At 39.6% G+C, this 12,848-nt stretch carries 13 protein-coding genes; 4 read left to right on the top strand and 9 right to left on the bottom strand.

The window, feature by feature from the left end; translation table 11 throughout:
- Positions 1-233 precede the first annotated feature (233 nt).
- The 5 genes from ACF8D3_RS15575 to glnK form a co-directional block, all read right to left on the bottom strand.
- Positions 234-1,526, bottom strand: coding sequence for a DNA adenine methylase (locus ACF8D3_RS15575; protein WP_004876328.1), 1,293 nt, complete (start codon positions 1,524-1,526; stop codon positions 234-236).
- On the bottom strand, positions 1,523-2,623 hold the full coding sequence (gene ribD, locus ACF8D3_RS15570; RefSeq protein WP_392472296.1) for a bifunctional diaminohydroxyphosphoribosylaminopyrimidine deaminase/5-amino-6-(5-phosphoribosylamino)uracil reductase RibD: 1,101 nt from the start codon (positions 2,621-2,623) through the stop codon (positions 1,523-1,525). Before ribD ends, ACF8D3_RS15575 begins: the two co-directional genes overlap by 4 nt.
- Before the next feature lie 12 nt (positions 2,624-2,635).
- A complete protein-coding gene (nrdR, locus tag ACF8D3_RS15565; protein WP_004876323.1) occupies positions 2,636-3,100 on the bottom strand; it encodes a transcriptional regulator NrdR in 465 nt (154 codons plus the stop codon).
- A 124-nt stretch (positions 3,101-3,224) separates the two neighbouring features.
- Entirely contained in the window at positions 3,225-4,631 is a 1,407-nt protein-coding gene (locus tag ACF8D3_RS15560; protein ID WP_004876320.1) for an ammonium transporter, read from the bottom strand.
- Between the two features lie 68 nt (positions 4,632-4,699).
- A complete protein-coding gene (glnK, locus tag ACF8D3_RS15555; protein ID WP_000780326.1) occupies positions 4,700-5,038 on the bottom strand; it encodes a P-II family nitrogen regulator in 339 nt (112 codons plus the stop codon).
- A gap of 275 nt (positions 5,039-5,313) precedes the next feature.
- On the opposite strand from glnK, the gene ACF8D3_RS15550 reads away from it, so the two are divergent.
- Together ACF8D3_RS15550 and ACF8D3_RS15545 are read left to right on the top strand one after the other, a co-directional pair.
- Positions 5,314-5,541 (top strand): accessory factor UbiK family protein, encoded by a 228-nt coding sequence (locus tag ACF8D3_RS15550; protein WP_004876316.1) that lies wholly within the window; start codon positions 5,314-5,316, stop codon positions 5,539-5,541.
- Positions 5,542-5,610: 69 nt separating this feature from the next.
- Positions 5,611-7,098 carry a YifB family Mg chelatase-like AAA ATPase gene (locus ACF8D3_RS15545; RefSeq protein WP_019385876.1) on the top strand — a complete coding sequence of 496 codons (1,488 nt, stop codon included), beginning with the start codon at positions 5,611-5,613 and terminating at the stop codon, positions 7,096-7,098.
- Between the two features lie 40 nt (positions 7,099-7,138).
- On the opposite strand, the gene ACF8D3_RS15540 is transcribed toward ACF8D3_RS15545, so the two are convergent.
- A complete protein-coding gene (locus tag ACF8D3_RS15540; protein WP_023013631.1) occupies positions 7,139-7,900 on the bottom strand; it encodes a TorF family putative porin in 762 nt (253 codons plus the stop codon).
- A 393-nt stretch (positions 7,901-8,293) separates the two neighbouring features.
- Positions 8,294-9,064, bottom strand: a complete 771-nt coding sequence (locus ACF8D3_RS15535) for a TorF family putative porin (protein ID WP_007479698.1) — start codon at positions 9,062-9,064, stop codon at positions 8,294-8,296.
- Between the two features lie 742 nt (positions 9,065-9,806).
- Here ACF8D3_RS15535 and ACF8D3_RS15530 point away from each other — a divergent pair.
- On the top strand, positions 9,807-11,135 hold the full coding sequence (locus tag ACF8D3_RS15530) for an OprD family outer membrane porin (protein WP_004876308.1): 1,329 nt from the start codon (positions 9,807-9,809) through the stop codon (positions 11,133-11,135).
- Positions 11,136-11,245: 110 nt separating this feature from the next.
- On the opposite strand, the gene ppa is transcribed toward ACF8D3_RS15530, so the two are convergent.
- Together ppa and ACF8D3_RS15520 are read right to left on the bottom strand one after the other, a co-directional pair.
- The gene (gene ppa, locus ACF8D3_RS15525) at positions 11,246-11,773 is read right to left on the bottom strand and encodes an inorganic diphosphatase (RefSeq protein ID WP_004876306.1); all 528 of its coding nucleotides are present in this window, start codon (positions 11,771-11,773) and stop codon (positions 11,246-11,248) included.
- A gap of 115 nt (positions 11,774-11,888) precedes the next feature.
- Entirely contained in the window at positions 11,889-12,287 is a 399-nt protein-coding gene (locus ACF8D3_RS15520) for an MAPEG family protein (protein ID WP_004876305.1), read from the bottom strand.
- A 150-nt stretch (positions 12,288-12,437) separates the two neighbouring features.
- Between ACF8D3_RS15520 and ACF8D3_RS15515 the strand changes: the two genes are divergently transcribed.
- Positions 12,438-12,830 carry a hypothetical protein gene (locus ACF8D3_RS15515; RefSeq protein ID WP_392472291.1) on the top strand — a complete coding sequence of 131 codons (393 nt, stop codon included), beginning with the start codon at positions 12,438-12,440 and terminating at the stop codon, positions 12,828-12,830.
- Positions 12,831-12,848 lie beyond the last annotated feature (18 nt).

The raw sequence follows: 12,848 nt of genomic DNA, 5'->3' as shown, positions 1-12,848 counted from the left end.
ATTAAAATCACCACAAATTACTGTTTTTAAATTAAAAACTTAAAATAAAATGAGAGTTAAAAGAAAATACCAAAATATTTTCTACACGAGTTTTACGCGGAAAAATGAGAGATTTTTATTATAAAAACAGATATTTATCACATAAACCGATTTAGTTAATCTAATTAACCGATTTACTAGAAATAGTTGATACAAAAACACCACTTTGATTGCTCGAAGTGGTGTTTTTCAAACTACCAAAGCGCAAGCTGAGTACTATTACCAGAAGTATCGACTCCGCCTAATTCAGCAAAGTGATAAAGCTGCCCCAGTAGTTGTCTTAACGGTGGACCTGATTTCGCATGCGTATCTGTAATCACGATAAATTCCAATACACGTGCACGCTCAGATTGACGTTGCTTACTCACACGATAACGTGGAACATCTTGGGTCAATAACGTGACTTTGCCGCGCTTCAAATTGGCTGTCAGTAAATCCTTCGGCTCAATGTTTCCATCAGTCGAATAACTGGTCAATATATAGCGTGCGTTAATCGTATTTAATAATTTCTCATAAGCATCTTTAGCATGCTTTGATGAATTATATGGGCTTGGACGTTCTTTACGCCACGCACGATCAATACCACTCTTAAAGCCTTTGGTATCTGGAGGAGGTAAATCCACCTGATCCCATAGCGTTAAGGCATTCAATACATGGTAATTACTACTATAGGCATGTTGATTATACGGCGGATCAAGATAAGCAACATCAACCTCAAAACTACTCATTTGATTTGCTAAATGCTGTGCATCTACACACCACACTTCTGCGGCAGGACGCTTCGTATCGCCCATTTCACAGAAACGACTTGGCGTTAACCACAATAAAGACTCGATGCGCTCTAAAGCAGTTTGTGTACGCCCGCCCCAGCCTTGGTGAAAACTTTTAAATACGCCACTGGTATTACTAACAAAACTTGCCGAATAAAGTAATGGTGCTAGTAACGCACTCATTTCAACATCGTTAATTGCACCTTGAGCTTGCCACGTTGCGATTTGCTGACGAATCGCATCAATACGCATGCCATTACGACGTTTGAAGAACAAACGGTCACGGGCAGGATCATAAACATCATCATTACGCGGACATAAGTTGTGCGTAACCCAGCCTTTAACTTCAGGCAACCGATTTAAATAATCAATCGCTTTTTGATAACCACCTAATTCTTTAAACGCTGGCGCATCCACTGAAGCTAAAATGGCATGATTCAATGCATGGCTATAAGGCTCCCAATCATTGGCAATCACACGATAACCATTTTGACGGGCCAAACGAGATACCACGCCACTTCCTGCAAAGAAATCCGCAAAAATCGGTGGGTTCTTTTTCTTACTATTCAGTGTTCCAGTGATTTCAAGTGCTTCAAGAATCAAATGTAGCAGACGACGCTTATTACCAAGATAAGGAACTAACTGATGAAAAAGATACTCGTCTGTCGTGCGTGCCGCATGACGACGTTTGTGATAAACCGATGGTTCTGGATTCATATCATCTCTTGGATAGGGAGCAATCTTAGGCGAATATCTTGCCCAAGTTGGGTTACATCAATTAACTCAAAGCGAAGCTGCTCAGCCATTTGGCTAAACTCAGCATTAAACATGGCGCGAGCTGTTTGACCAAGCAAAGTCGGCGCAACATAACTTATCATTTCATCAACTAAACCTTGCTGTAAAAAGGCTGTCGACAATGTTGCACCTGCCTCAACCAACACATCATAAATTTGATATTGTTGAGATAAGGTTTGTAATAACTGATTTAAAGGTTGCGGCGTTAATTGTATCACGCCTAATTCATCTAGTTCTTGGCGAAATGGTGTCATCACCATAACGGTTGCAGGATTCTGTAAAATTTTTGCAGAAAGCGGTAGTTGCCCCTGACGATCTAAGATGATCCGCTTAGGCTGAATGATACGTTCAAGATCAATATTTTCTAAAGATCGCACATTCAGCTCACAGTCATCAGCAAGAACTGTTTGAATACCTGTAATCACAGCACTAGAGATCGCACGCCAATGCTGAACATCCTGACGAGCAGCTGTCCCCGTAATCCACTTTGATTCACCTGACGCCATTGCCGTCCTACCATCGAGGCTTGAAGCAATCTTCAAACGCACATAGGGCAGACCCGTCGCCATTGCCTTCAAAAAACCAAAATTCAATGTTTTTGCAATGTCTTCACAAATGCCCGTTTCAACCGCTATACCAGCATCCTGTAGGATTTTTACACCTTTACCAGCCACTAAAGGATTTGGATCAGCACATGCAACCACAACTTTTTTGACCTGTGCTTTGACTAAAGCTTCAGCACATGGCGGTGTTCTTCCATAATGCGCACATGGTTCTAACGTTACATAGGCTGTCGCATCTTTAGCATTCTCACCTGCTTGGCGTAATGCAAACACCTCAGCATGTGGTTGCCCTGCTTGAGGATGAAAGCCTTCACCAATCAGTTGACCATCTTTAACAATGACACAGCCAACATTTGGATTAGGTTTTGTCGAATATTGTCCAAGTCGAGCGAGTTGAATTGCTCGTTGCATCCAATACTGATCTTGAGACAAGGAATCTTGATTTAACTCAGACATGGGTTCTCTAACTTAAGCTTCGTTTTCGCGTTGTTGCATTTGTTCAATTTGATGACGGAATGCTTCGACATCTTGGAAATCTTGATAGACAGAAGCAAATCGGACATAAGCAACGTGATCCAGTGCAAATAAAGCTTGCATGACGATTTCACCGATCGTTCTGGATTTCACATCTCGCTCACCCAAACGTCGAATTTGTGACTGGATATCACTGAGTACTGTTTCAATCTGCTCTTGTGTAACTGGACGTTTTTGTAATGCGTGCATCAATGATCGACGTAGCTTTGCCTCATCAAATGGTTCGTTTTTACCATCGGATTTGATCACACGAGGCATTACCATTTCATAACTTTCAAAGGTCGTGAAACGTTCACCACAAACTGTACATTCACGGCGACGACGAATCTGGCACCCTTCGGCAGCCAGACGAGAGTCAATGACTTTACTATCAGCAGCGTTACAAAAAGGACAATGCATAATTTTGCGATTATTTACTCACTTTGCTTAAGTGTAGCAAAGTTTATGCAAATGCTGAACTAGCTCACCCCATGCATAAAAAAACAGCCCATGAGGGCTGTTTTTTTAGATGATCTATAATCGATTATTCGATACGTTCGCCATGTTGGCTAAGGTCAAGACCCATACGTTCATCATCAGCGCTTACACGGATACCCATCACTAAATCAATCACTTTAAGGATAATGAAGGTTACAACACCGCTATATACGATTGTCGCCAATACACCTTCAACTTGAACCCATAATTGACCAGCAAATGTTGGAGCAAGTGCAACTTCAGCAGCTTTGATGATTTCATCGCTGTAGAACACACCTGTAAGAACCGCACCAACGATACCACCAACAGCATGTAAACCGAATGCGTCCAAAGCGTCATCTGCTTTAAGGAAGCGTTTCAATGCTGTAATACCCCAGAAGCAAACTACACCACCGATTAAGCCCATGATTAAAGCACCGCCTACACCGACAAAACCAGCAGCAGGTGTAATCACAACCAAACCAGCAACCGCACCAGAAGCACCACCTAAAACAGATGCTTTACCACGAATTACACGTTCTACGATTAACCAAGAGAATGCAGCAGCGGCAGCAGCAACTTGTGTTACTAAAATCGCCATACTTGCACGAGCACCAGCACCTAACGCACTACCACCGTTAAAGCCGAACCAACCTACCCAGATCAAGCTTGCACCGATAACAGTAAGAGTAAGATTGTGTGGCGCCATTGATTCACGGCCTAAACCAGTACGTTTACCCAACATGTATGCTGCAACTAAACCAGCAACACCCGCGTTGATATGTACAACTGTACCACCAGCGAAATCTAATGCACCTGCTTGGAATAACCAACCATCAGCTGCCCATACCCAGTGAGTAATTGGTGCGTATACCAATATCACCCATACTGCGATGAAAACCATGAACGCTGAATATTTCATACGATCTGCAATCGAACCACTGATAATCGCTACAGTAATGATCGCAAATGTCATTTGGAAAATAACAAATAAGCTTTCAGGAATCGTTCCACTCAAGGCATCAAATGCGACCCCATTCAACATTGCCTTGGCAAGGTCGCCAACATATGCGCCTGAACCAGAGAATGCGAGTGAATAACCTACGATTACCCAAATTAAACTAACTAAAATTGCCGCAGAAAGGCTGAACATCATAGTACTTAGAACGTTTTTCTTACGAACCATACCACCGTAGAAGAGAGCCAAACCAGGAATAGTCATCAACAGAACGAGTGCTGTTGAAACGAGAATCCAAGCTGTATCGCCTGTGTCTACTGTCGCCTCAGCCGCTGGAGCAGCTTCTTCAGGAGCTGGTGCTTCTACTGCAACGACTTCTGTAGTTGCAGCGCCAGTATCAGCAACTGCTACAGTTTGTTCAGTCACTGGAGTTGATGCAGCATCTTCTGCCCAAACAACAGCTGAACCACCTAAGAGTGCGCCAGATAGACTGAGCGCCATAAGCATTTTTTTCATTCGTGTCCCCCAACCTTATTTTGTGAGCTATTTCTCTTAATTTCTAACTCAGCAAACTTTATGCCAATTTAGACAGCATCTGGCCCAGTTTCACCAGTACGAATACGGATAACCTGCTCTAAATTCGTGACAAAGATTTTCCCATCACCAATTTTGCCTGTGCTTGCGACACGAGTAATCGATTCAATGACTGCATCAACCATTTCATCGCTAATTGCAATTTCAATTTTTACTTTCGGTAAGAAATCAACAACATACTCTGCACCACGATACAGTTCAGTATGACCTTTTTGACGTCCGAAACCTTTGACTTCAGTTACGGTAATCCCTTGAACACCAATATCAGAGAGTGCTTCACGCACATCATCTAATTTGAATGGTTTTACAATTGCAGTTACAAGCTTCATGTTTGTTTTCCTTCGGCTTATTTTCACCAGTAAGGTTTTATGTTCAATTTTCATGCCAATATTTAAAGGTTGGGGATTTTTAAATACTTAGCACAAGCTTTCTTTATAACCTATTTAGGCTTCAAGATGTAGACATACAATCGAAAATAAGTTTCATTTGCCAAAGTTTAGCGATATTTCTAAGTTATCTATCGCGCTTGATTCAACAGCGCTAGAGGATTAATACAAGCAGTGATACACTGAGCAGCAAATATACATAACCTATTGAGCTCTTTATGATTGAAACTCTTTTACAAGCAATTTTGCAGCAAGTTGATCAACCAAAAAAAGATTTAGAAAAAAACCTACGTGCCCTTTTAAATGAAAGCATCGAAAAATTAGATCTCGTATCAAAGCAAGAGCTAGAACGTCAAAGAACTGCCCTTAATTCAGCCAATCAACGCTTAAATGAATTACAACAACAAATGAAGTCACTTGAAGAAATGGTGCAGAACAAAAAATAAGCACCAACACAGTGCAAATTAAACCCTAAAGTGACTAAAAATAAAGCACCATGATGGAACAATAATAAAATGTCTTTTGCAAAAATCTATACGCGGGGATTATTGGGGCTGAATGCTCCTCAAATCGAGGTTGAAGTCCATATTAGTTCAGGGCTTCCATCTTTAACAATTGTCGGACTTCCAGAAGCTGCCGTCAGAGAAAGTAAAGATCGAGTCCGTTCAGCCATCATCAATAGTGGTTTTCAGTTTCCAACCAAGCGCTTAACAATCAATTTAGCACCCGCAGACCTACCCAAAGATGGCTCTCGACTCGATTTACCTATCGCACTTGGCATCCTCGTTGCCTCAGGTCAACTACCTGAAAACTGCACTGAAGGATTTGAATTTATTGGTGAACTTGCACTAGATGGGCACTTAAGACCAGTGTCAGGTACTTTAACGATTGCCATGGCATGCCAACAAGCTCAACATCGCCTATTACTACCAATATCAAATGTAGAAGAAGCCAATCAGTTACCAAACTTTGAGGTTTATGCTGCACAACATCTGCAAGATGTTTGTGCACATTTTTTGGGCAACTCCAAGATAGAAGCCGCACCACAAAGAACAGAAACCACTTCTGCTGGCTATCAACTTGATCTTGCCGATGTAAAAGGACAATTGCGTCCTCGTCGAGCGCTAGAAATTGCGGCTGCGGGAGGACATTCACTATTATTTAAAGGGCCTCCAGGTACAGGGAAAACCTTACTCGCATCAAGATTACCCTCAATTTTGCCACCCTTAGCTGCCCATGAAAATTTAGAAGTCGCAAGTATCTATTCGGTTGCAAATGCCCAACATACCTTTGGACAACGTCCATTTCGCGCCCCGCACCACACAGCATCAGCCATCGCATTGGTGGGTGGCGGTTCACAGCCAAAACCAGGTGAAATTACCCTTGCACATTTAGGTGTCTTATTTCTAGATGAGTTACCTGAGTTTGATCGAAAAGTGCTGGAAGTGCTGCGTCAGCCTTTAGAGTCCAAAGAAATTGTGATTTCACGCGCAGCAAGACAAATGACTTTTCCTGCAAATTTCCAGTTCATTGCTGCAATGAACCCTTGCCCTTGTGGTTACGCATTCAACCAAGATAGTCGCTGTCAATGCTCACCAGAAAGTATTCAGCGTTATCAAAATCGGATTTCTGGCCCTTTGTTAGATCGAATTGATCTACATATTGATGTTCCGCCTTTGCAGGCCACCGAATTACAAGATCGAGCAGTAACTGAAAACTCTGAAACAGTGCGACAACGTGTGATTAAAGCCTATCAACAACAACTGCAAAGACAGCAGTGTTTAAATCAAGCGTTATCACCGAACTTATTAGAGCAATATGCGCTACTTGATGACAGCTCAACAAAAATCATGGCAATGGCTCAACAACGTCTGAATCTCTCAGCTCGTGCTTATCATCGGGTTTTACGTGTCGCACGAACCATTGCTGATTTATCTGAGAGTGAAATGATTTCTAGCTCACATTTAACAGAAGCATTGTCCTATCGAGGGCATCAGGCATAAAAAAAGCGACCATATTGGTCGCTTTTCATTATTGTTATTATTAAAAAGCGTAAGCTAATCCTAAAACCACTTTATTTTTTTGTTTGATATCAGAACGATCATAGCCTCCTAAAATATAATCGAGACTCCAGTTAGCACCTGTATCACCTAAAGCATGAGATAAACCTAATGTCGCATGACGGAAAGCAAAACTATGCTCTGTTTTTGCAGTAAACTCATCATCATCGCCATAATAATAGGCACCCAGTTGTGCTTTACCCGTAAAACCAGCAGGTAATGCAGGCGCATAAGTCGCGAGGAAATAAGTATCTCCTTTATTACCAAAAGTAACGTTGTTTAATAAAGTTTGTGCCGTCACACCAAAGTCTTTATAACTTAGACCAACAATGGTTTCGTAACCTGTAGACTCCCATCCCGGATAATAATAATAAATCGTCCCACCCACTTGATAGCCTAGATCTTCAGTGATATTGCCCTTATAACCAGCATAAAAGTCACTTTCAAAAGAATCTCTCGCATCGACATCTTTACAGTCAGGGTTTAGACAAGCATAAGAATAATCTAACGTTGAAAACCAATAACCTGCATAAAAACCCTTGTGGCTATAATCCAATCCACCTTGTACAGCTGCACCGCTATTTTCTGGAGAGTTAGTAATACCACGCAAGTTATAGCTCGATATCACACTGATATTTCCAGAAACTGTTCCCGGAAATGGTAGCTTACTCTCTTCAGCCATTGTTAAAGTTGATGTTAATGTTGCAACACTTAAAGCTAATGCCTTGACTGCAAATTTCATCATATTGATCTCCCCCTAGATTTAGATATTCAACAGATTTCTGTTTAAAATTGCATCAATATGTAATTAGCAATTGCTGTGCCAACATTAAAAAAAGATTAAAAATAAATAATATCTTATATTTAACAGAAACTTGAATAAAACAAAGAGACTAAATAGCTATTCTCCAGTCTTTTATCATGATGCGGTTTTTATACATGCAACCAAACTAGGGCGAACCTGCTCTTTTTAGCGCATAAAGTCACGACCTTAAATATTATGGCAGAAAATGAAATATTCACGCCTGCAATCAAGACATTCCAAGATAGTTATAAAGAAAATGAAACTAATATTTTTTTAATTATGCACCGCACAAAAAAGCCAGCATTTCAGCTGGCTTTTCAGTTTTCTAAATAATTAGAATGTTTTATTTAATGTAAATACTGCACCCGTTTCTACACCGCGTTTGTAAGGTTGCATATCAGCATCAATATTTGTACCTACAGCAGCAAGTTCAGCTGAGAAATCAGGAATAGATTTGAAGCTATAAGTTACGCCAACTTTCCAATCAACGTAGTTGTCATCTTTACTGCCATTATCACTGAAGTCATAGTTATCCGCTGTTGTATAACCAATACTTGCGACACCACCAAAACCTGTGTCAGCAAAAGGTACTGTATACGTTGCGTTTAAATACCAAGCATCTTCATCCAAACCAAAGAAATCATTTGTATAATTAACACTTGCTAATAAGCTATCGCCAGAAGCAATAACATCACTGAAACCTAATTTAGCGTATAGCTCAAGCCAGTTGAAATCTGACGCACTTGGATAGCCGTAGTACCATAAACCAACATCTAAAGTTGGCTTGCCAGCAAAAGGCAATTCAGTTGTATAACCAATATATGGATCTAATTCTAAGTGCGGGTCAGCTGAACCAAAGTTTACATTTGAACCCCATACACCAGCATATAAACCAGAAGAATGAGATAACGCAAAACCACCTTGAACGGCTGGATCACTTTGAGTTTGAGTCATACCACGATAGCGATAATCTGTGGTTAATGCAGCATTTCCTGAAAAGCTAAGTCCGTACTGAGATAATGTCGTTGTTTCTTCAGCCATAGCAAAAGATGAAGTTACAGCAATGATACTCATCGCGATTGCTTTACATGCAAATTTCATCATATTGATCTCCCCCATGATGGATATTCGACTGATTTATGTTTTAAATTGCATCACGTTTGTAATTAGCAAATGCTGTGCCAACTTTTAAAAACCCTGATCAAATCTAAGTCTTGTGCTATAAAAGTGCCAAACTTATAGAAGCTGTGCGCTTTTAATGCTCCCTTAACTCAATATCATGATTATTTTTGATCAATTTCGACGCACCACAAAAAAACAGACCATTTTTTGCACAAAAACAATGCAAAATAAAAATTTAGCTTCACTCAGAGTATTTAAAATACAACTGTTCTAGCGATTAAGACCAAAGTGATCAAAAAAAGTGCATCTTAAAAAACTTAAACAAAACTGAACAAACTGTTTGTTTTTCATCCTCAACAATTTGCCATTCATCGGGATGTCATTTTTTGCAAATCAGCAGAATAATTTTCAATCAAAGAAAAAATAAATACTTAAATATAAAGGAGAAAAACTTGAACAAATCACGTATTTTTGTAGAAATAAATCAAAAAATAACCAACACAAATTACATTCAATATAATGTTAAATATAGATAATATTCAATATCTTAATTTTAATTAGCTTGCTTTTTAAACAAGAAATAAATCATAAAATCATATATGTATTTTATTTAAAAATAATTAAAATTTTTTAATAAAAATCTATCTTTTTTATGTATAACTTATACAATTGGTCAAAATTTCGGTTTTGATCGAAATTTATTTTTTTATTTATGAGGCTACCTATGCCAAAGGCAAAGAAACTTACATTGGCGGTTTTGATTAATGCCGCATTGATCTCCTCAACATATGCAAGCGAACAAAGCGAAGCAAAAGGATTTGTTGAAGATGCCAAAGGGAATATTTTATTCCGTACTGGTTATTTAAGTCGTGACAAGAAAAATGGTGTCGAAGACACTAGCTCATATGCTCAGACGGCGATGGTAAAACTTGAATCAGGTTTTACTCAAGGTTTTGTCGGCTTTGGTGCTGGTATTATTGGCGATGCTTCTTTCAAGTTAGGCTCAAACAATAATGCTGGTAACGGTATGATCCCTAAACACCCAGATGGTTCAGCTTATGACCATTGGGCTCGTGGTGGCGGTTTTGTTAAAGCACGCGTTTCTAATACAACTGCAACTTACGGTACTCAGATCTTAGATCTTCCTGTACTTGCAAGTAACACTGCACGTTTAGTTCCTGAGTATTTCGAAGGTGTTCTTGTGAACAGCCGCGAAATCGATGGTCTAGAACTTACTGCTGGTAAATTTACGAAGAATCAATATTCTGACCAAATTAAATCTGACGGTAACGAATTAGATAGCGCTGTTGTTTGGGGTGCGAAATACAAAGTAAATGATCAGATTAATACCTCTTATTATGGTACTGATATCAAAGATCGTTTAGAACGTCATTACGCAAACGTAAACTACAAACAAGCTTTAGCGAACAACAGCTCATTAACTTATGATTTCAGTGGTTACCATACTGATTGGGATCGTAAAGCAAATGATAGCTTATATTCGTATATCGGTTCTGTAGACGATAAATTCCAAAACTCTATTTGGGCAATCTCTACAACATATAATACTGGCCCACATACAGTGATGGTTGCATACCAACAAAACAGTGGTAATGCTGGTTACGACTATGGTCTTGGTAAAGGCGTAGGTGACGGTCACCAAACGATTTACATGCCAAACTCATACCTTTCTGACTTTATCGGTAACGATGAAAAATCAGCTCAGCTTCAATACAGCCTTGATTTTGGTAGCTTCGGCGTACCAGGCTTAAGCTGGACAACAGCATTTGTATACGGCTGGGATATCGACACAAACGCAGCAGTTAAAAATGCTGGTGGCGATGTAATTGGTCGTGTACGTACAGCAGACAATGCAACTGAACGTGAATTCTTCAACCAAGTGAAGTACACAGTTCAATCTGGTTTTGCTAAAGATGCAAGCTTACGTTTACGTCACTCTTATTACCGTGCAAGCGATGAATACCAATCTGGTTACATCGGCGATACGAATGAATGGCGTATTTGGCTCGATATTCCTGTGAAATTATTCTAATTCGCAGTCGATTTGATCGAGTTATAAAAAAACCTCCATTCATTGAATGGAGGTTTTTTTATCGACCAGATTAGGTTTTATAATCTATAAAACCTAATTAAATCGTTTTATTACTTCTTCGCAGCTTCGATTGCTTTCAGTACTTCTGCTTTAGCAACATCTGCACCTTCCCAACCACTGATTTTTACCCACTTACCAGGCTCTAAATCTTTGTAATGAGCAAAGAAATGTTCAACTTGGCTGATCAACAATTGTGGAAGATCAGTATATTCTTGAACATCTTTGTAAAGTGGAGATAATTTTTCGTGTGGAACAGCGATTAGTTTCGCATCGATACCACCATCATCTTCCATTTTTAATTTACCCACTGGGCGGCAACGGATTACAGAGCCAGCAGCAACAGGATGTGGAGTTACAACAAGCACGTCTAATGGGTCACCATCTTCAGACAATGTATTTGGTACATAACCATAGTTTGCTGGGTAGAACATTGCTGTACCCATGAAACGGTCTACAAATAATGCATCTGAATCTTTGTCGATTTCGTATTTAATCGGCGCTGCGTTTGCAGGGATTTCAATGATGACATAGATGTCGTTTGGTGCGTCTTTACCCGCAGGAATATTGCTATAACTCATATCAACACTCGTATATATTGTGAAGTCAGATGTAAATCGGACAGATTATAACGTGAATACAGTAAAAATGATGCTAGATAAACTGAGAGCTAGCGTTTTTTATCCCTAGCATGTCTCATATCATTTTGATGGTGATCACAAATAGGAAAATTGGACAAAGCAGCGAAAAAAACCAAATAATGGAACGCAAAGTCGCTAGATTTGCTAAATAACAAATCCCGTAGATCACTCGAAATACGATATATGCCCAACCTAGAGTCAGAATGAACCACTCTGGTATGACCATATATTCTGCCATTAAAATTGCAGCAATAAATAGCGGTAAGCTTTCAAAGCTATTTTGCTGTACAGCATTTGCTCTTGCTGCCAAACCTGTCGTTTTGGCCAAAAAATCTCGAGGATTTTGATTGTCTTGCGCTTGGAAACCACCTTTTGATTTTGCAATCAAGGTAAAAACATACGGCAACAAACATGCGACGATAATAATCAAAATAATGCCGCTAATACCTTGCATGCTGACATCCATCATTTGAAGTTCTTCTGATCATGCTATCATAACTTACAATTTATTGAACTTTCATTTGCGCTTGTTCAACAAGCGTTTCTTTTACACAGCAAGTTTGTGCAAAAGTTGTGTCTTTTCATACTGTTTTAAGGTCATTCTATGCAAAAGCAAGATCATAAAGAAATGTTTGATGTGCTTGCACAACAACGCCAACATCAGCTTTTGGTTGATCGTGTACTCAAAGTGGTTTTGCCTATTGTCGCTTTTCTGCTGAGTGTGATTTGTGCAAATTTGAATTGGCAATCGACACTCGGCACTTTTGTGATCCTCAGCATCGCTTTCTATGCAGTTGGCATTTATCGTTTGACGCTTTGGCATTGGTTAACTGCGATTGCCATCTATGCTGTTGTAGATAATTATTTTAGTTTTAATGGCATTGATCCTACTCGATTACGCTTTCAATTGGCCACTATGCTGGTTTTTGTTGGCATTGTAGGGATTGGTCGTCCTTATATTGACCGTTGGCTCATGAAATCGAATAACCCAAAATAAAAATAAAATAAAAAAACG

Origin of the sequence: Acinetobacter sp. YQ_14 (assembly GCF_043102985.1) — a bacterium.
In the GTDB taxonomy this organism is placed as follows: Bacteria; Pseudomonadota; Gammaproteobacteria; order Pseudomonadales; family Moraxellaceae; genus Acinetobacter; species Acinetobacter venetianus.
The sequence above is the reverse complement of the archived record's forward strand: the minus strand, read 5'-3'. Positions and strand labels throughout refer to the sequence as shown.